This is a genomic window from Serratia sp. H1w (assembly GCF_000633355.1).
Classification (GTDB): domain Bacteria; phylum Pseudomonadota; class Gammaproteobacteria; order Enterobacterales; family Enterobacteriaceae; genus Chania.
Genome location: NZ_AYMQ01000065.1, coordinates 119,237 through 139,104, shown reverse-complemented (window position 1 = coordinate 139,104; position 19,868 = coordinate 119,237). Strand labels below are relative to the sequence as shown.

16 protein-coding genes are annotated in these 19,868 nt (G+C 55.6%); 10 read left to right on the top strand and 6 right to left on the bottom strand.

Annotated elements, in window-relative coordinates; translation table 11 throughout:
* Nucleotides 1-90: 90 nt before the first annotated feature.
* From U869_RS0116790 to U869_RS0116780, 3 genes are all read left to right on the top strand, one after another.
* Nucleotides 91-822, top strand: a complete 732-nt coding sequence (locus U869_RS0116790; RefSeq protein ID WP_025121404.1) for a glutathione peroxidase — start codon at nucleotides 91-93, stop codon at nucleotides 820-822.
* A 130-nt stretch (nucleotides 823-952) separates the two neighbouring features.
* A complete protein-coding gene (locus U869_RS0116785; protein ID WP_025121403.1) occupies nucleotides 953-2,401 on the top strand; it encodes a dihydrolipoyl dehydrogenase in 1,449 nt (482 codons plus the stop codon).
* A gap of 295 nt (nucleotides 2,402-2,696) precedes the next feature.
* Nucleotides 2,697-3,023, top strand: a complete 327-nt coding sequence (locus U869_RS0116780; protein ID WP_025121402.1) for a type II toxin-antitoxin system HicB family antitoxin — start codon at nucleotides 2,697-2,699, stop codon at nucleotides 3,021-3,023.
* Between the two features lie 69 nt (nucleotides 3,024-3,092).
* Here U869_RS0116780 and argH read toward each other — a convergent pair whose 3' ends face one another.
* The 4 genes from argH to argC form a co-directional block, all read right to left on the bottom strand.
* On the bottom strand, nucleotides 3,093-4,466 hold the full coding sequence (argH, locus tag U869_RS0116775; RefSeq protein ID WP_025121401.1) for an argininosuccinate lyase: 1,374 nt from the start codon (nucleotides 4,464-4,466) through the stop codon (nucleotides 3,093-3,095).
* A 74-nt stretch (nucleotides 4,467-4,540) separates the two neighbouring features.
* Nucleotides 4,541-5,758 (bottom strand): argininosuccinate synthase, encoded by a 1,218-nt coding sequence (locus U869_RS0116770; RefSeq protein WP_025121400.1) that lies wholly within the window; start codon nucleotides 5,756-5,758, stop codon nucleotides 4,541-4,543.
* Between the two features lie 26 nt (nucleotides 5,759-5,784).
* Nucleotides 5,785-6,558: an acetylglutamate kinase gene (argB, locus tag U869_RS0116765; RefSeq protein ID WP_025121399.1), complete on the bottom strand. Its 774-nt coding sequence runs from the start codon at nucleotides 6,556-6,558 to the stop codon at nucleotides 5,785-5,787.
* Between the two features lie 20 nt (nucleotides 6,559-6,578).
* Nucleotides 6,579-7,583, bottom strand: a complete 1,005-nt coding sequence (gene argC, locus U869_RS0116760; protein ID WP_025121398.1) for an N-acetyl-gamma-glutamyl-phosphate reductase — start codon at nucleotides 7,581-7,583, stop codon at nucleotides 6,579-6,581.
* A gap of 207 nt (nucleotides 7,584-7,790) precedes the next feature.
* Between argC and argE the strand changes: the two genes are divergently transcribed.
* The 3 genes from argE to U869_RS0116745 all read left to right on the top strand — a co-directional run bounded on the left by argE (nucleotide 7,791) and on the right by U869_RS0116745 (nucleotide 12,823).
* Nucleotides 7,791-8,936, top strand: a complete 1,146-nt coding sequence (argE, locus tag U869_RS0116755; protein ID WP_037408623.1) for an acetylornithine deacetylase — start codon at nucleotides 7,791-7,793, stop codon at nucleotides 8,934-8,936.
* 315 nt (nucleotides 8,937-9,251) lie between these two features.
* The gene (gene ppc, locus U869_RS0116750; RefSeq protein WP_025121396.1) at nucleotides 9,252-11,888 is read left to right on the top strand and encodes a phosphoenolpyruvate carboxylase; all 2,637 of its coding nucleotides are present in this window, start codon (nucleotides 9,252-9,254) and stop codon (nucleotides 11,886-11,888) included.
* Between the two features lie 467 nt (nucleotides 11,889-12,355).
* Nucleotides 12,356-12,823 (top strand): MarR family winged helix-turn-helix transcriptional regulator, encoded by a 468-nt coding sequence (locus tag U869_RS0116745; protein WP_232785369.1) that lies wholly within the window; start codon nucleotides 12,356-12,358, stop codon nucleotides 12,821-12,823.
* Nucleotides 12,824-12,977: 154 nt separating this feature from the next.
* Here U869_RS0116745 and U869_RS0116740 read toward each other — a convergent pair whose 3' ends face one another.
* Complete coding sequence (locus U869_RS0116740; protein WP_025121394.1) at nucleotides 12,978-13,895, bottom strand: DMT family transporter; 918 nt, start codon at nucleotides 13,893-13,895, stop codon at nucleotides 12,978-12,980.
* Between the two features lie 237 nt (nucleotides 13,896-14,132).
* On the opposite strand from U869_RS0116740, the gene dcuC reads away from it, so the two are divergent.
* Genes dcuC through rihC form a run of 4 tightly spaced genes read left to right on the top strand, consistent with a single transcriptional unit; the run spans nucleotide 14,133 to nucleotide 18,805 of the window.
* The gene (gene dcuC / locus U869_RS0116735; RefSeq protein WP_029987686.1) at nucleotides 14,133-15,503 is read left to right on the top strand and encodes a C4-dicarboxylate transporter DcuC; all 1,371 of its coding nucleotides are present in this window, start codon (nucleotides 14,133-14,135) and stop codon (nucleotides 15,501-15,503) included.
* Between the two features lie 10 nt (nucleotides 15,504-15,513).
* Nucleotides 15,514-16,791 carry an amidohydrolase gene (locus U869_RS0116730; protein ID WP_025121392.1) on the top strand — a complete coding sequence of 426 codons (1,278 nt, stop codon included), beginning with the start codon at nucleotides 15,514-15,516 and terminating at the stop codon, nucleotides 16,789-16,791.
* Between the two features lie 11 nt (nucleotides 16,792-16,802).
* The gene (locus U869_RS0116725; RefSeq protein WP_025121391.1) at nucleotides 16,803-17,840 is read left to right on the top strand and encodes an asparaginase; all 1,038 of its coding nucleotides are present in this window, start codon (nucleotides 16,803-16,805) and stop codon (nucleotides 17,838-17,840) included.
* A 29-nt stretch (nucleotides 17,841-17,869) separates the two neighbouring features.
* Nucleotides 17,870-18,805: a ribonucleoside hydrolase RihC gene (rihC, locus tag U869_RS0116720; RefSeq protein ID WP_029987684.1), complete on the top strand. Its 936-nt coding sequence runs from the start codon at nucleotides 17,870-17,872 to the stop codon at nucleotides 18,803-18,805.
* A gap of 36 nt (nucleotides 18,806-18,841) precedes the next feature.
* Here rihC and metF read toward each other — a convergent pair whose 3' ends face one another.
* Nucleotides 18,842-19,741: a methylenetetrahydrofolate reductase gene (gene metF / locus U869_RS0116715; protein ID WP_025121389.1), complete on the bottom strand. Its 900-nt coding sequence runs from the start codon at nucleotides 19,739-19,741 to the stop codon at nucleotides 18,842-18,844.
* Nucleotides 19,742-19,868: the final 127 nt, after the last annotated feature.

Sequence of the window (19,868 nt, the reverse complement as noted above, 5' to 3'; positions counted from 1 at the left end):
ACTATCAAGCCCCGCAGTGAATAATGTCCCCCAACAAAGCGCAACGGCACCAACATAAAAAATTCATTTTTCTAATTAAGGGGTTAATCCATGTTTACCAGTCAAGAAGGCAAAAAAGTCCCTCAGGTGACCTTCCATACTCGCCAGGGCGACCAATGGATTGATGTCACTACGGATGACCTGTTCAAAGATAAAACCGTGATCCTGTTCTCCTTGCCAGGCGCGTTCACCCCAACCTGCTCATCCAGCCATCTGCCACGCTATAACGAACTGTCCAGCGTGTTCAAACAACACGGCGTTGACAGCATCCTGTGCGTCTCAGTGAACGACACCTTTGTGATGAACGCCTGGAAAGCAGACCAGCACGCAGAAAATATTACCTTCGTGCCAGACGGTAACGGTGAGTTCACCAAAGGCATGAACATGCTGGTTGAGAAAGCCGATCTGGGCTTTGGCCCACGCTCATGGCGCTACTCCATGCTGGTACGTAACGGCGTGGTAGAAAAAATGTTCGTCGAGCCAAACAAACCGGGCGACCCGTTTGAAGTATCTGACGCCGACACCATGCTGAAATACCTGGCACCGGAATTCAAAGTGCAGGAATCGGTTTCCCTGTTCACCAAACCAGGCTGCCCGTTCTGCGCCAAAGCCAAACAAATGCTGCAAGAGCGCGGTATCCAATATGAAGAAATCGTACTGGGTCAAGACGCTACCACCGTCAGCCTGCGCGCCGTCACTGGCCGCGCCACCGTCCCACAGGTGTTTATCGGTGGTCGCCACATCGGTGGTAGTGACGATCTGGAAAACTTCCTGACAGCCTGAATGATAAAAAAACCCGACGGGCCTCGGGCGCAGTTCAACAATCTGCCGCCTGAAAAACCCACGGAATAGAACTAATGTGACTTTTGGCGGGTACTGACCCGCCCTTTTTTTACCCCTTTCAGGAGCGGATATGAAACTGTTGAATGTCGACGTCGCCGTCATTGGCGGAGGCACTGCCGGACTGGGTGCTTACCGAGCGGCCAAACTTTCTACCCCCAGCGTGGTGATGATTGAGGGCGGACCTTTTGGCACCACCTGTGCCCGCGTGGGCTGTATGCCATCCAAATTGCTGATTGCCGCAGCGGAAGCGGTGCATCAGATCGAACGTGCTCCAGGCTTTGGCGTCCACCCTGCGGGGAAAACCACCATCAATGGCCGTGAAGTGATGGATCGCGTCAAACGCGAGCGCGATCGCTTTGTCGGTTTTGTGCTGGAAGGGGTCGGTAGCATCCCGGCCGCCGACAAAATCCAGGGCTATGCCCGTTTCATTGACGACAACACCTTGCAGGTGGACGAACATACACGCATCGTCGCACAGCGCATCGTGATTGCTACCGGCTCGCGCCCAACCTGGCCTGCGCCGTGGAACGACCTGGGCGATCGTTTGATCGTCAATGACGATGTCTTCAACTGGGATGATTTGCCGCAGTCTGTCGCAGTCTTCGGCCCAGGGGTGATCGGGTTGGAACTGGGCCAGGCGCTGCACCGCCTTGGCGTTAAAACCAAAGTGTTCGGTGTTGGTGGCGCAGTTGGCCCACTGACCGACAGCGTAGTACGCGACTATGCCGCTAAAACGCTGGGTGCAGAGTTCTATCTCGACCCGGATGTCAAAGTGGACATCATGCAACGCGAAGGTGAGCAAGTGTTTATCCGCTACCAGGATCTGCACGGGCAAACGCAGGAAATGATGGTGGATTACGTGCTGGCCGCTACCGGCCGCCGACCAAACGTCGACAAGCTGGGGCTGGAAAATACTTCCCTGGCGCTAGATGCCAAAGGCGTTCCACAAGCCGACCGGTTAACCATGCAAACCAGCGTACCGCATATTTTCATCGCCGGGGATGCCAGCAACCAATTGCCACTGCTGCACGAAGCCAGCGATCAGGCTCGCATCGCCGGGCACAACGCGGGCAGCTTCCCAGAAGTGACGCCAGGCCTGCGCCGCAGTGCGATTTCCGTGGTGTTTTCAGATCCGCAAATCGCCATGGTAGGCTCGACCTTCCGTGAACTGAACCAGAAATTCAGCGCCTGTGGCTGCTTTGAAGTTGGCACCGTATCGTTTGAAAATCAGGGCCGCTCCCGGGTGATGCTGCGTAATAAAGGCATTCTGCATGTCTATGGCGAACAAGGAACCGGGCGCTTCCTCGGCGCTGAAATGATGGGCCCAGACGTGGAGCATATCGCTCACCTGCTGGCCTGGGCACACCAGCAGCAGATGACCATCGACCAAATGCTGGATATGCCGTTCTACCACCCGGTGATCGAAGAAGGTCTGCGTACCGCGCTACGCGATCTGCAAGCCAAGCTGAAGCTGGGTGAGTCCGAGGCGGAACGCTGCCAGCGTTGCCCTGGCGAATAAATCTTTCACGATGCAACCAGTTAAGCTAATTAATTCATAACAATACGTGCAGTGACACCCCTCACCCTAACCCTCTCCCACAGGGAGAGGGGACCTAACGTGCAACAAATTACCTCCTGCACCTGACCGCGGCTCTGGACTGACCCCCTCTCCCCCAAACAAATGCTGATGCCATTCTCAATCTCTACAGTGGGAGAGGGTGGGGATGAGGGGGAACTTTTTTTGATGCGTTACGACATTAAAATGATACTATTATTGATACTAAAATAAATTATAAAACGACAGGAGGAAGAACATGGAAAAACATGAGCACTATACCTACCGTATCACTTGGTCAGCGGAGGACAGCGAATATGTCGGCCTCTGTACAGAGTTTCCCTCACTGTCATGGCTGGCCGCTAGCCGCACGGCAGCGCTAGACGGTATTGAAAAACTGGTCTGCGAAGTGATTGCCGATATGCTCGCCCAAGGCGAAACGCCACCAGAGGCGCTGGCCGAGAAAAACTTCAGTGGGAAACTGGTGCTGCGGATGACCCCAGAACAGCATCGCCGCCTGGCGATGAATGCCATGGATGAAGGCGTCAGCTTGAACCGTTATCTGTGCGCACGGCTGGCAGGGTAAGCGGACGCAGCATGCAGCACCCGTACAAATACATTCGAAGGGCAGCATGACGCTGCCCTTGGCAACCGCTTAGAACAGGCGTTTTTTGGCTTCGGCTATCGCACTGGCGACCTGCTGAGGGGAAACACCGCCTTTGGCCGCACGCTTATCCAGGCAAGACTGCAGCGACAGGATCGGATAAACGTCATCGCCAATCACGCTGTTGAATTTCTGCAAATCGCTCAGCGGCAGGTCCTCCAACGGTTTGCCCTGGCGGATCGCTTCCACCACCGCTTCACCCACAATGTGGTGCGCTTCGCGGAACGGTACGCCTTTGGCAACCAGATAGTCGGCCAGTTCGGTGGCGTTGGCATAACCTTGCTGTGCCGCTTCCTGGCAACGTGGACGTTTCACCTGAATGCCGTCCAGCACCAACGCGGCCATCTGCAAGCAATCCATCCAGGTGTCGAGCGCGTCGAACAGCCCTTCCTTATCTTCCTGCATGTCTTTGTTGTAGGCCAACGGCAGGCCTTTCAACGTCATCATCATGCCGGTCAACGCCCCTTGCACACGGCCAGACTTGCCACGGATCAGCTCTAACGCATCCGGGTTTTTCTTCTGCGGCATCAGGGATGAGCCGGAGGTCACGCGATCCGAAAGCTCGACAAACGCTGCTTCGCCGCTGTTGAAGAAGATCAGGTCTTCGGCAAAACGCGACAGGTGCACCATGCTGATGGCGGCATTGGACAGCAGTTCCAGCACGTGGTCGCGGTCGGAAACGCTATCTAAGCTGTTACGCGTGGCAGAAGCAAAGCCCAACCAGCCAGCCAGTTGTTCACGGTCGATCGGATAAGCCGTGCCAGCCAAAGCACCACTGCCCAATGGGCTGACATCCAGACGTTTCAGCGTATCTTGCAGGCGACTTTCATCACGCGCCAGCATCTCGACGTAAGCGAGGCACCAGTGGGCAAAAGTGACCGGCTGGGCACGTTGCAGGTGAGTGTAACCCGGCATCACCGCGTCCTGGTTGGCTTCGGCAGTTTCTACCAGCGCCTGTTGCAGCTGTACCAGCGCCTGATGCAGCTCGCTGACCTGGTGTTTACACCACAGTTTCAGATCGGTAGCCACCTGATCGTTACGGCTGCGGCCGGTATGCAGCTTTTTGCCCAGATCGCCGACTTTGTCGATCAGCTTCTGCTCAACCCAGCTGTGAATATCTTCCGCATCGCTGTTGACGATCGCCATAGGATCGGCCTGCACTTCCTCCAGCAACACATTCAATGCCTGCTCGAGTTGCTGTTGCTCTGCTGACGTCAGTACGTTGACGGTCACCAGCGCTTTTGACCAGGCGACGGAGCCCACAATATCCTGTTCCGCCAGGCGATAGTCGAAACGCAGGGAGTCATTTAATTGTTTGAACCGCTGATCCGCTGCCTGACTAAACCGTCCGCCCCAAAGTGCCATAATCTTGCTCCTGAATAAGTATGCGAAAGGGCGCAGCATGCTGCGCCCCTCAAATTGACGCTAAACCAACGACGTTATTTTTTCTTCTCGTTCAGCGCGCGGATACGGGAAGAGAGCGAGAACAGACGGATAAAGCCACCCGCATGGCTGTGATCGTAAACTTCGTCTTCGCCAAAGGTCGCAAATTCTTCTGAGTACAGGCTGTTGGCCGATTTCTTCTGGATCGCCGTGACCTGGCCTTTATACAGTTGCAGCACCACTTCGCCGTTAACTTCTTCTGCCAGCGCCTGCGCGGAAGCCTGAATAGAACGACGCAGCGGAGCAAACCAGCGACCATCGTAGACCACATAGGACATTTCCAGGCCCAACTGCTCACGCCATTTAAAGCTATCACGATCCAGCACCAACTGCTCGATCCCACGCAGTGCGGCAACCATAATGGTGCCTCCTGGGGTTTCATAGCAACCACGGGATTTGATCCCCACCAGGCGGTTTTCCACGATATCGATACGACCCACGCCATGCTTGGCACCCAGCACGTTCAGGGCTTCCAGGCATTTGTACGGACTCATCGCTTCGCCGTTGACCGCAACCACGCAGCCTTTCTCTACGGTGACGGTCAGTTGTTCTGGCTGGTCCGGCGCTTCCAAGGGATCGACAGTCCAGACCCAGCAATCTTTGTTTGGCGCATTCCACGGGCTTTCCAGCACGCCGCCTTCGGTAGAGATGTGCCAGGCGTTTTCGTCACGGCTGTAGATCTTCTCCAGCGAAGCGGTCGTTGGGATATTACGCTCTTTCAGGTAATCCAGCAGGGCTTCACGGGAACGCAGGTTCCACTCACGCCAAGGCGCGACCACTTTCAGGTGCGGAGCCAAGGCGGTATAGGTGGTTTCGAAACGCACCTGATCGTTACCTTTACCGGTTGCCCCGTGGCACAACGCATCGGCACCGACTTTCAAAGCCAGCTCAACCTGGGCTTTGGCAATGATTGGACGCGCCATGGAGGTACCCAGCAGATAGCTGCCTTCGTACAGTGCGCCGGTCTGCAGCACCGGGTAAACGTAATCGCGGATAAACTCTTCACGCAGATCGACAACATGACACTCAGAGGCACCGGATTGCAGAGCTTTCTGCTCAACGCCTTCCAGATCGCTGCGCTCCTGGCCGATATCCGCCACGAAGGCTACCACTTCGCAGCCGCCGTAGTTCTCTTTCAGCCATGGAATGATGGCCGAAGTATCCAGACCGCCGGAGTACGCCAGAACGATTTTCTTGATGCCTTTGTTTTGCATTGTGTTATTCCTTGTTAATTCTAAATTTAAGCGAGGATCCGGGTGCCAATCGACACACCATTAAACAGAGCAGGGAGCTTTTCGGCATTACGCCAGCTGGCGATATCCACCGGGCGGCCAAGGGTACGTGCTGCATCGAGTGCTGCATTTACCTTCACCACCATACCATCGGTAATGATGCCTTGAGCGATCAGTTGCTCGGCTTTTTGTGCTGTCATTTCCGCGATGCGCTGCCCTTTGCCGTCGAGAATACCGCTAACGTCCGACAGCAGGATTAAATCCGCCCCCAGGGTGGCGGCCAGTGCCGTCGCAGCCTGATCGGCGTTCACGTTCATCAGTTGCCCTTCGACGGTGATACCGATCGAACTGACCACGGGCAGATAGCCAGCATTCAACAGGGTATTAAGCAGCTCGGGCGAACCCGGCAGCGCATGACCCACGTGGCCCAACGCTGGGTCCAATTGGGTAACGGCAACGCTGCCGCCGTCTGCCAGACTCAGGCCAACCGCATTGATTTTGTGCTTTACCGCCCAGGCCAGCAGGGTTTTGTTAGCCGTGCCAGCCAGCGCACCGGTAATGATGTCGATCTGATCGGCTGGCGTGACACGCAGGCCGTTCTTCTTCACCACCGGCAGGGAAAGCTGCTTCATCAGCTCATCCACCACGCAGCCACCACCGTGAACGATCACCAGCGGACGTTGATGTTCCTGACGATAGACATCCAGCGCGGTAAACAAACGCTCCAGCGCTTCTTCGCTGTCCAGTAGCACGCCACCTAATTTGATAATCAATGGATTCATTGCTGTTTACTCACGCAGATTTAAAGTAATGATTGGGTTTCCGGGAAACCGAAACGAATATTCAGACACTGTACCGCCTGGGCCGCCGCGCCTTTCAGCAGGTTGTCTTCTGCCGCCACGACGATCAGATGCTCACCCTGCACGGCGAAGCCGATATCGCAGAATGGCAGGCCCACCACGGACTTCAGAGCTGGCACACCCTTGCCATACAGACGCACCAGCGGTTTATCATCGTAAGCCGCGTGGAATGCCGCCGCCACGTCCTGCGCGGTGACGCCCTTGTTCAGGCGGCAGGTGATGGTTTCCAGAATACCCCGCGGGAAGTTACCCAGGTGTGGCGTAAAGATGACAGGCACCCCGAGATGAGTAGCAATTTCTGGCTCATGGCGATGATTGAACAGGCCGTAGGGTTGCAGGCTGACCTCACAGAAACTGGTCGTGACGCTGGCCTTACGCCCTGCACCACTGACACCGCTGACGGCGTTGATCACCGGCCATTGATCCAGGTTCAGCAGTTGCTGGTCGAGCAACGGTTTCAGCGCCAACTGCGCCGCCGTTGGGTAACAGCCCGGCACGGCAATCAGTTGCGCCTGTTTGATCTTTTCGCTCTGCCACTCTGCCAGGCCGTACACCGCCGCTGCCAACAGGTCTGCATGCTGATGGGTAAAGCCATAATACTTTTTATAGAATTCGGCATCCTGTACGCGGAACGCGCCAGAGAGGTCGAACACTACACAACCAGCGGCCAGGAAGGCTGGCGCAATGTCGTGGCTCACCTCATGGGCGGTCGCGAGGAATACGACATCGATACCTTCTGCCGCTGCGGCAACGTCAACCAGTGGCTGTAATGGCAGATCGACGATACCTTTTAATTGAGGGTGCAGCTCGGAAAGCAATTTTCCTGCATCTGCACTTTGCGCTGAAACCGCTAAAGCGGTTATGTTCATGTGTGGGTGGCGATTCAGGTAAGCCGTGAGTTCTGCTCCGGCATAACCGCTGGCACCAACAATCAGCGTATTCAACATGTGGCCTTTCACCTTCTTGGCTAGCAATCTAAGAGTCACTGGCGGGCTTGGGCGCGTTGTTGCGCGGTTCACCCACGTGGTTGAGCGTTGATGCTTTTATAAACATCCGGGTAACGGGTTCCCTTACGCTCTAGCTTACTGTATTTTTATTCAAAATAAATGCATGAATATTGATACTATCCTAACCAAAGGCTGTCAACAGTGAAGATGAAATTACCTCCATTTATTGAGCTGTACCGGGCGTTGATCGCCACTCCGTCGATCAGCGCCACCGATGGCGCCCTCGATCAGAGTAATGAAGCATTAATCAACTTGCTGGCCGGCTGGTTTAGCGATTTAGGCTTCCGGGTCGACGTACAGCCCGTGCCGGACACCCGCCACAAGTTCAACCTGCTGGCCAGCCTCGGCGAAGGCAGCGGCGGCCTGCTGCTGGCGGGTCATACCGATACGGTGCCTTACGACCAGGGGCGCTGGACACGAGATCCCTTTACCCTGACTGAACACGACAACAAGCTTTACGGATTGGGCACCGCCGACATGAAGGGCTTCTTCGCCTTTATTCTGGATGCGGTGCGCGATATCGATGCCAGCAAGCTAACCAAGCCACTGTACATTCTGGCCACCGCCGATGAAGAAACGACGATGGCAGGCGCACGTTATTTTGCCGCCTCAACCAAAATCCGCCCGGACTTTGCCATCATCGGCGAGCCAACCTCACTGCAACCGGTGCGCGCGCATAAAGGCCATATCTCCAGTGCGATCCGCATCGTCGGCCAGTCGGGCCATTCGAGCGATCCGGCGCGGGGCGTCAATGCCATCGATCTGATGCATGACTCCATCGGCCACCTGATGACACTGCGCAAAACGTTGCAAGAACGCTACAACAACCCGGCATTCGCGGTGCCATACCCCACCATGAACTTTGGCCATATCAGCGGCGGCGATGCGGCCAACCGTATCTGTGCCTGCTGTGAACTGCATATGGATATCCGCCCACTGCCGGGCATGACGCTGGATAACATCAACGAACTCCTGCACGAAGCGCTGGCACCGGTGAGCGAACGTTGGCCGGGTCGTTTGACGATCGATGAGCTGCACCCGCCGATCCCGGGTTACGAATGCCCAACCGACCACCACATGGTGGCGGTGATTGAAAAGCTGCTGGGTTCACGCACCGAAGTGGTCAACTACTGTACCGAAGCACCGTTCGTTCAGGAAGTATGCCCAACGCTGGTACTTGGCCCAGGTTCGATCAATCAGGCACACCAACCTGATGAATATCTGGACACCGCGTTTATCGAACCGACACGCAAGCTGCTGGGCCAGTTGGTCGACCATTTCTGCCAGCAATAAACCTTAGTTACAACAGGGGAATGGGTTACCATTCCCTACCCCTTAAGACGTAGAAATTTAAGCCGATAAGCCAGACTGATAACCGGCGGCGCGTAATTAAATTTCAGAAAATACGCCGAATTTGATGTTTTTTTGCTAAAAATAGTGTCAATTGAAGGTTGGACAGGCACGTGATCAGATAAAACCGGCGGTCTTCGCCAGCACGTGAAATTTACTTACAAGATGAAAAATCACGTACTCGTCGTGTTCAGGTAGTGGTGAAAAATACCGCTATCGGGGGATGATAAGTATGCAAAGAACTGGGTCAGGGATTATATGAACGAACAATATTCGGCAATGCGAAGTAATGTCAGTATGCTCGGCAAACTGCTAGGCGATACCATTAAAGAAGCGCTGGGCGAGCATATTCTCGATCGCGTTGAAACTATCCGTAAGCTTTCCAAATCCTCACGTGCCGGTAACGAGGCGCATCGTCAGGAGCTGCTGTCTACGCTGCAGAACCTGTCCAACGATGAATTGTTGCCCGTTGCCCGTGCCTTCAGCCAGTTCCTTAACCTGACTAACGTTGCCGAGCAATACCACAGCATCTCGCCGCACGGCGAAGCAGCCAGCAACCCGGAAGCTCTAGCACAGCTGTTTACCAGGCTCAAAGACAACAAGCTCGATAACAAGCAACTGCAAAAAGCGGTGGACGAGCTGTCTATCGAACTGGTTCTGACCGCGCACCCAACGGAAATTACCCGTCGTACCCTGATCCATAAGCTGGTTGAGGTGAATACCTGTCTGAGCCAGTTGGACCATAACGATCTGGCCGACTACGAGCGCAATAAAATCATGCGCCGTCTGCGCCAACTGGTCGCGCAATCCTGGCATACCGACGAGATCCGCAAAAATCGCCCATCACCGGTCGACGAAGCCAAGTGGGGCTTTGCCGTGGTGGAAAACAGCCTGTGGGAAGGCGTACCAGCCTTCCTGCGCGAGTTCAACGAACAGTTGGAAAACTCCATCGATTACCGCCTGCCGGTGGAAGCCGTGCCGATCCGCTTTACCTCCTGGATGGGCGGCGATCGCGACGGCAACCCGAACGTTACCGCCGAAATCACCCGTCACGTGCTGTTGCTGAGCCGCTGGAAAGCTTGCGATCTGTTCACCCGTGATATTCAGGTGCTGGTTTCCGAACTGTCGATGACCGAATGTACTCCGGAGCTGCGCGAACTCGCTGGCGGTGACGAAGTACAGGAACCTTATCGCGAGCTGATGAAGCAACTGCGCAGCCAGCTGATGAGCTCCCAGGCTTATCTTGAAGGCCGCCTGAAAGGCGAACGCGTGCTGCGCCCACACGACCTGCTGGAAAATAACGAGCAGCTGTGGGAACCGCTGTACGCCTGTTATCAATCTTTAGTGGCCTGTGGCATGAGCATTATCGCCAACGGCCAACTGCTGGACACCCTGCGCCGCGTACGCTGCTTTGGCGTACCGCTGGTGCGCATCGACGTGCGCCAGGAAAGCACCCGCCATACCGAAGCCATTGCTGAGCTGACCCGCTATCTGGGGTTGGGAGATTATGAAAGCTGGTCAGAAGCCGACAAACAGGCATTCCTGATCCGCGAACTGAACTCCAAGCGTCCGCTGGTGCCACTGAAGTGGGAACCCAGCGCAGAGACTCAGGAAGTGCTGGAAACCTGCCAGGTCATTGCCGAAGCGCCGCAAGGTTCGATCGCCGCCTACGTCATTTCCATGGCTCGTACCCCGTCCGACGTCTTGGCCGTGCACCTGCTGTTGAAAGAGACCGGTTGTCCATTCGCTCTACCGGTGGCTCCACTGTTCGAAACCCTGGACGATCTGAACAATGCCGAAGACGTGATGACCCAGTTGCTGAACATCGACTGGTATCGCGGTTTTATTCAGGGCAAGCAGATGGTGATGATTGGCTATTCCGACTCGGCGAAAGATGCTGGCGTAATGGCTGCCTCCTGGGCGCAATATCGTGCTCAAGATGCGCTGATCAAAACCTGTGAGAAGGCCGGAGTAGCGCTGACGCTGTTCCATGGCCGTGGCGGTTCGATTGGCCGTGGTGGTGCACCGGCGCACGCTGCTCTGCTGTCACAACCACCGGGCAGCCTGAAAGGCGGCCTGCGCGTGACCGAACAGGGCGAGATGATCCGCTTCAAATTCGGCCTGCCAGAAGTCACCATCAGCAGCCTGGCGCTGTACGCCGGCGCGGTGTTGGAAGCCAACCTGCTGCCACCGCCAGAGCCGAAGCCTGAATGGCGCACGCTGATGGATGAACTGTCCGAGACCTCGTGCAACATGTATCGCGGCTACGTGCGCGAAAACCCAGAGTTTGTGCCTTACTTCCGCGCCGCGACGCCAGAGCAGGAACTGGGTAAATTGCCATTGGGTTCACGCCCGGCCAAGCGTCGCCCGAACGGCGGTGTTGAAAGCCTGCGCGCCATTCCGTGGATCTTCGCCTGGACACAGAACCGCCTGATGTTGCCAGCCTGGCTGGGTGCCGGTGCGGGCCTGCAAGAGGCTGTGAAGGCTGGGAAACAGGATCAGTTGGAAGCCATGTGCCACAACTGGCCGTTCTTTTCTACCCGTATCGCGATGCTGGAGATGGTGTTTGCCAAAGCCGACCTGTGGCTGGCGGAATACTATGACCAGCGCCTGGTGGACAAGTCTCTGTGGCCGCTGGGCAAGCAATTGCGTGAACAGTTGGAGAACGATATCAAAGTCGTACTGACCATCGCCAACGACGATCACCTGATGGCAGACCTGCCGTGGATTGCCGAATCCATCGCGTTGCGCAACGTCTACACCGACCCGCTCAACGTGTTGCAGGCCGAGCTGCTGCACCGTTCGCGCCAGCAGGAGCAACCCGATGCTCGCGTTGAGCAGGCGCTGATGGTCACCATCGCTGGCGTGGCCGCCGGGATGCGCAACACCGGTTAATATTGCCTCATCATTTGCTGCAAGCACCGATGTGATCGGCATCGGTGCTTATTCTCTCCCTCGCTTATCCCCGTTCCTAATCTGCGGATTTTTGTCCCAGCCGTCACTCTCGGCGGGTTATCAATGCTATTATTGCTGACACTCATTTGAGTCCAGGCTCCGTTTGGCCGCATCTTTTGCCTTGGTTATACCCTATGGATTTCAAGTTGGCCGCTCTTGCGCGTCCATGCGCTCGCGGCATTTGTACATCCTTGTACGGCACAGCCTAGGCGACAAGCTTACCCATCCCCAGGAGCTTACTATTGTAAGTGACTGGGGTGGGTAAGTGCAGGTAACAACGCTGCAGCTTGAAAGACGACGGGTATACGCGTTGAATTCAGTCAGGAAGAGATTAATAGATGGGCGATAAGACCAATATCACTGAAACAGATTTCGTTGATCGTTTAATCCAGGAATGGTTAGACACGGTGCCTAGTTTAGATTTGTCTGGCCTGCCGGTGATCGCCAGGATCGTACGTATGAGCCACTATATCTCGCAGTTTGTCGATGCCAACTTCGCACGCTATAACCTGACGATTGGTGAATTCGAAGTGCTCGCCGCCCTGGCCCGCAACCCCGACCGCCAGCTCTCTCCCAAAGATCTGCAAGAGAAAATCCTGATTTCTTCCGGTGGCTTATCCAACCGGATTAATCGCCTGGAAAAAAAACAGTATATCGTTCGCATGCCCGATCCTTCGGACCGGCGTGGCGTGATCGTCAAGATTACGCCAGCAGGCCGCAAATTAACGCTGGAAACGGTGGAAACCCACGTGGCGATCGAAAAAGCCCTGATCCAGGGGCTGGGCGAAGAAGATCAACAACAGCTGGCGCAACTGCTGAAAAAATTGATCCTCTCGCAAAAATCACAGCTGAACGAAAAAAACCAACCCACCTAACGAATCTCCCCTCACCCCAACCCTCTCCCAAAGGGCGAGGGAGCTGTACGGTGTCGTGGGTAGGTACTGCGTAGGGGCGCTGCATGCTGCGCCCGTGAGTGGCACGGTCGGTCCCCTCTCCTGGGGGAGAGGGTTAGGGTGAGGGCGTCGGCGTTTATTGTTCGGAGGCTCTCTCACCGCGTAGTACCAACCACAGCCCGGCCAAAATCAGGCATAACCCGCCAAAGGCCAGCATGCTGATCGGCTCTCTGGCCACCATAATCGCCAGCGCAAAGGCCACGATCGGTTCAAATAACCCCAAGGCAACGCAGGTCGCTGCACTCATGTGTTTCAACGCCAGGGTAAACAGCAGATAGGCGATCCCCGTGGTACAAATCCCCAGATAGGCGATGATCATCCAGGTCGGCAAGGTCAGAGATGGCGTCCCCGCCATTCCCCAGGCAACCGGCACAGCAATCAGCATGGCGATGGCAAAGGTGTGTTTGGTGATGGTCAACGGTGATGCAATGGCCACCAGCCGCTTGCTGAGCAAGGTATACAGCGCATAGCAAAAACCGGCCCCCAGACAGGTCATCAGCCCGACCGGATTAATGACCCACGAAGCCGATTGTGAAAGCACCATCCAAATCCCGCCACTGGTGGCGCACAACACGCCACCCCACCATAATCCGCTCGGAGACTTTCTCAACCAGACGGCTTCCAATAAGCCAGCCCAGATCGGCGCGCTGCCAATCGTCGTCGCGGTCCCTACGGCAATCCCGGTGGCTTTTACCCCGGCAAAGAAGGCCAGGTTATACAACCCCATACATACCCCGGCGCCAACCACCAATCCCCAATACAAATGGCGGTGTGCAGCGAGCTGCTGCCCTTCGGTATTGCTGGTCGCCGCATTTCTGGCCTGGCGGTAAGTAAACAGCAACTGAAAGAACAGGCAGGCCAGTACCAACCTCAGCGCCCCGAGCCAATAAGGCGACGCCGAGCCGGGTGCCAGGCTTTGCGCCGTTCCCACCGTGCCCCACAAGAAAGCAGCAGATAATGTTAACAAAACGCCAATTAAAGAGAATTTTTTCATACTAATGGCTTATCCGTAGGCAAAACATCCATAAAGAAAAGTATCTTCACGTTAAGATACTTTGCTTGCAGTGTAAATACCGATTTCACCGCCCCGTAAGGAATTCACCATAAATGCAGTTAAGATCAAAATTACCGGCACTATTCGTTGCAGGTGATAGACAAAGATCTTACCTTCTGGAAAGTATCTTCACAGAAAGATATTTATTATGAAGATTGATGCTGACAGGGGAAGCAAATGGATATAGCACTAGTAATCAGCTTGGCAGTGCTCGTGGTGGCCGGTTACGCCATTGCCAAGAACTACGACACCAAGCTGGTGTTGTTTAGCGCAGGGATCGTACTCATGCTGGCGGCGGCCACCTTGGGCTTGCCAATTTTGAGTGCCGGGGCAGGAACGGGCACCGTCTGGTTGGATCCGTTAAAACAAATCGAGTTGGATTTCGTTAAGCAGTTTAGTCGGGCAGGCATCATCATCATGGTGCTATTCGGTTTTTCTGCCTATATGTCGCACATTGGGGCAAACGATGTCGCGGTTAAAATCATGTCTAAGCCCATCGCCAAGATCCGCTCGCCCTATATTCTGGTGCCGATCGTGTTCTGGATAGGCTCGCTGCTCTCCTTGATCATTCCCAGCGCCGCCTCCCTCGCCGTGATTTTAATGGCTACGCTGTATCCTATTCTGCGCGTGGCAAACATGTCCTCGCTCAGCGCCGCCGGGGTGATTGCCACCACCGCCACCATCGTACCTACGCCGCTGGGTGGCGATAATGTGGTCGCAGCCAAAATCCTCGGCTTCGAGCATGTGGTGGACTACGTCACGATGCACCATGCCGTGATCTCATTACCGGTACTGGTGATTATCGGCATCGCCCACTATTTCTGGCAAAAATACATGGATAAGCGCCAGGGCGCTGCCGCATTTACCGACGTTGATGAGAGTAAGTTAACTACCAACAGCCAGCTCCCTCCGGCCTACTACGCCCTGTTCCCGCTGATCCCGTTATTCTTGATCGTGTTATTTGGCCTGTTCTTCCGCCAGATCAAAATCGGCCTGGTGGAAATCACTCTGTTCTCGTTTGCTCTGGCCTTCATTGTGGAGCTGATCCGTAAAGGTGATCTGCGCGAGCAAATGAAAAACTCGTCGCTGTTCTTTACCGGCATGGGGCAAGGCTTTTCACAGGTAGTGGTGTTGATCGTTGCCGCCAGCACCCTGGTGGCCGGGTTGACCGCCATCGGCGCCATCAGCACCGTAGCCTCGGTGGTGAAAGAGGTCAACAACGCCGGGATTGGCCTGATGTTTATCTTCTCCGGCCTGACCGCGCTGATCACGCTGATTAGCGGAAGCGGTAACGCGGTGTTCTACTCCTTTATCGAGCTTATTCCTTCAATAGCCAACCAGGCTCATGTCGACCCGGTGATGATTGCCCTGCCGATGCAGCTGACCTCGAACCTGATCCGGGCAATATCACCCGTTTCTGCGGTGGTGATCATCGTGGCATCGGTGGTCAAAGTCAGCCCGATTGAGGTGGTCAAAAGAACTTCGGTGCCGCTGTTGGTCGGGTTTGTCGCCACCCTGATTTTCACGCTGATCCGCTATTCGTTCTGAGGAGTTGAAGATGAAGACTATCGATCCCCGTACCCTGATTAACTGGCGGCGTCAATTTCACGCCTATCCTGAAACCGGCTGGACCGAATTCGCCACCACCGCCCGCGTTATCCAAACGTTGGAGACAATGGGGTACAGGGTGCTAACCGGTACCCAGGTAATCAACCCCGATTTCGTCCGTGGTTATGATCCGCAGGCGGTAAAAAAAGCGCAGGCAGCCGCCAGGACAGCCGGCATTGATGAAGCCATACTGCAAAGGATCGGTGATTACACCGGCTGCGCCGCGATAATCGAAACCGGCAGACCCGGCCCAGTAGTTGCCCTGCGCTTTGAGCTGGATTGCGTTAACGTGCAGGAGTCTGCTTGCGCGTCACATACGCCACAACAAGAAAACTTCGCCTCTAGCCAACCCGGTTTTATGCACGCTTGCGGCCACGACGGCCACATGGCAATAGGGCTTGGCGTGGCGCAATGGCTGATGGATCATCGCGATAACCTGTGCGGCAGCGTAAAACTGCTTTTCCAACCAGCGGAAGAAGGCGTGCGAGGCGCACGCCCGATGGCCGAAAGCGGCATTCTGGACGATGTAGACTTTTTTGCCTGTGGCCATCTGGGCTGTGATATCCCCAGCAACACCATCGTCGCCGCCCCAGAGAAATTCCTCTCGACGTTGAAGATCGACATGAGTTTCCAAGGCAAAGCCGCTCATGCCGGTATGGAACCACATCTAGGGAAAAATGCCCTAGCTGCGGCCTGCCACACCACGCTGCAACTCCTGAGTCTGCCAACACATGGCGAAGGCATGACGCGCGTTAACGTCGGGGTGTTACGCGGTGGCGAAGGCCGCAACGTCATCCCAAGTCACGCACAAATGCAGGTCGAAGTACGGGGCGAGAACGAAAAAATCAATAACTTCATGTATGAAGAAGCGATACGCCGCGCCCAAGGGGCCGCGCTCAGCTTTGACGTGCAGCTCGACACCCAAATCATGGGGGAAGCGGTCAACTTCGTGCCCGATGATGAAATGACGGAGCTGGTCATGGCTATCGCCAGGGATATCCCTTCGGTGCAGCACGTGCAGCGCAGCATGAATTTTAACGGCAGCGATGATGCCACCGTGTTAATCAAGCGTGTGCAGTCTCACGGCGGCAAAGCGGCCTATTTTGTGATTGGCTCCGATTTGAAGGCAGGCCATCACCAGTCCGAGTTTGATATCGACGAAGACCAGCTGTTTACCGGCTATACCCTTTTCACCCAGCTGCTCACACGTCTGTTGCAGCCAGCTTAAGGAGAGAGAACATGAATAAATCGATACTGGCCGCCCTGCTGACCAGCGCACTGCTCTTGCCGATGGCTGCGCAGGCTGGCAAACCGCAGGTGACCATCCTGGCAACCGGCGGCACCATTGCAGGCAGTTCGGCTTCCAAAACGGATACCACCGACTATAAAGCTGGCTCCGTCGGCATCGATACCCTGATCGCCGCCGTACCTGAAATGGCCCAGGTCGCGGAAGTTAAAGGTGAGCAAATTTCCAATACCATCAGCGGCGACGTCAACGATCAGGTGCTGCTGACCCTGAGCAAACGGGTCAATCAGTTGTTGAACCAACAGGGGCAGCAGGGCGTCGTCATCACGCATGGCACCGATACGCTGGAAGAAACCGCCTTCTTCCTGGATTTAACCGTCAACAGCAAGCAACCGGTGGTGATGGTCGGATCGATGCGCCCGGCAACGGCCATCAGCGCGGACGGTCCGATGAACCTGCTGGAAGCGGTGACGTTAGCCACCACCAAGCAGGCAGAAAACCGTGGCACATTGGTGGTGTTAAACGACCGCATCGGCTCCGCCTTTTATACCAGCAAAACCAACTCCACCACGCTAGACACCTTTAAGGCCACGGAACCCGGCTATCTGGGGCTGTTTGTCAGCGGACAACCCAAATTCTATTATTCCGCCGCCCAGCCGATCGATAAGTCGTTTTTCGACGTCAGTAAACTGACCAGCCTGCCTAAAGTTGAAATACTCTATTCCTACCAGGCTCAGGACACCGCCATGCTCGACGCAGCCCTGAAGAACGGCGCCAAAGGCATTATCATCGCCGGTAATGGCAACGGTAACGTCTCCTCCAACATGGAGGCCGCCATCGGCGAACTGCATAAGCAAGGTATCCCGGTGGTGATGTCCACGCGTACCGGCACCGGCTATGTCAGCACCAAGTCATTCGCCATCGGTGCAGGTTTCATGAATCCGCAGAAGTCTCGGGTTCTGCTGCAATTAGCCCTGGCGAGTGGCGCAGACCTGCCGCAGATCGCTACCTATTTTGACCATCAGCGCTAGCGTCTGATCCACTTTATATGGGAGATATTATGTCCTCTAGCCATTCACCGATTGCCATGATCCTGGATACCGATCCCGGCATTGATGACGCCGTCGCGCTGGTTGCCGCGCTGTTCCATCCGAAAATCGACCTGCGCCTGGTGAGCACGGTGGCAGGCAACGTTAGCGTGGATAAAACCACCAACAACGCGCTGCGCCTGCTGCATTTCCTGGGTGCATCAACGCCCGTAGCTCGTGGGGCAGCGGCTCCACTGGTTCGTAGTCTGGAGGATGCCAGCCATATTCACGGCCACTCAGGTCTGGATGGGTACGCGTTCGAGGAGCCGACACAGCAGGTCGTTGACGGGCATGCCGTTGAGGTGATGCGTGATTTGCTGCTGGCCAGCAAGGAACCGCTGGTTCTGGTGCCGATTGGCCCATTAACCAACATTGCCTTGTTGCTCACGCTCTACCCGGAATGTAAGCCGTCTATCGAACGGATCGTCATGATGGGGGGATCTGCCGGGCGGGGTAACCATACGCCAAACGCAGAGTTTAATATCTACGTGGATCCCGAGGCCGCCAGCGTGGTGTTTGCCAGTGGTATCCCGATTGTGATGTGTGGTCTGGACGTTACCAATCGGGCCACGCTCACCGCAGAAATGATCGCCAGTTTACCGACGCTGAACCGTACCGGGGCCATGCTGCATAGCCTGTTCCAACACTATCGGGGGGGCAGTATGAGCCGTGGGCTGAAAATGCATGATTTGTGCGCCCTGGCCTATCTGGCAAAACCGCAGCTATTTACCACTCAGGCCTGCCATGTGGCGGTAGAAACGCAAGGCGAATTGACCAGAGGCACGACCTGCGTCGATCTTGCCAATCGTCTGAAATTGCCGGCCAATGCCGAAGTCTGTCTGGAAATCGATGTCGAAGGGTTCCGGCAGTGGTTCCTGGAAATGCTGACGCACCCGGCCGTTCCTTGATGATGGTGCGGTTGCCACAACGGCAACCGCAATCTATCAGCCTGCGATCGCTGCAGGGCGCACGCCCAGGGTATGGCAGATGGCGTAACTCATTTCTGCACGGTTGAGCGTATAGAAGTGGAAATCCTTGACCCCTTCGCGGCTCAGGATCTTCACCATGTCCATGGCGATATTGGCACCGACCATCTTGCGGGTTTCCGCATCGTCATCCAGCCCGGCAAACATGCTGGTCATCCAGCTTGGCACACGCACGTTGGTCATGGTGGCAAAGCGCTGGAGCTGCTTGAAGTTGGACACTGGCAGAATGCCCGGCACGATTTCTACATCGATGCCAGCGGTCACACAGCGGTCGCGAAAACGCAGATAGCTTTCTACGTCGAAGAAGAACTGGGTGATGGCACGGTTGGCACCGGCATCGATTTTACGTTTCAGGTTGATCAGGTCTGCCTGAGCGCTTTTGGCTTCCGGATGCACTTCCGGGTAGGCCGCGACGGAAATATCAAAATCGCCGACGTCTTTAAGCAACGTGACCAGATCGGTCGCGTACATATCCGGCTTGCCACCGCCTGGCGGTAAGTCGCCACGCAGCGCGACGATATGGCGGATGCCGCTGTTCCAGTAATCGGTCGCGATATCACGTAGCTGTGCCGGGCTGGCATCAATACAGGTCAGGTGAGGTGCCGCATCCAGGCCGGTTTTCTCTTTGATCCCCTTGATGATGCTGTGGGTGCGATCGCGCTCCCCCGAGTTGGCACCGTAGGTCACAGAGACAAACTTGGGTTTGAGGCTGCTCAGGCGATCGATCGACTGCCACAAGGTGTCTTCCATCTCGCTGGTACGCGGCGGGAAGAACTCGAACGACACGTTAATCTGGCCGTTTAACTCTGCCAGACTCTGATTCAGCGCTTCCCGCTGGTTTGCGTGATAAAAACTCATACCCTGTCCGCCTCTTATCGATCACTGTTGTGCTTTGTTATAATAAGCGTCTATACGTTTAGACGTCTAGATAGAAAATGCCGGATGTTGCCTGAAGAGTCAACAGGAAAGTGAGGGAGATACGATG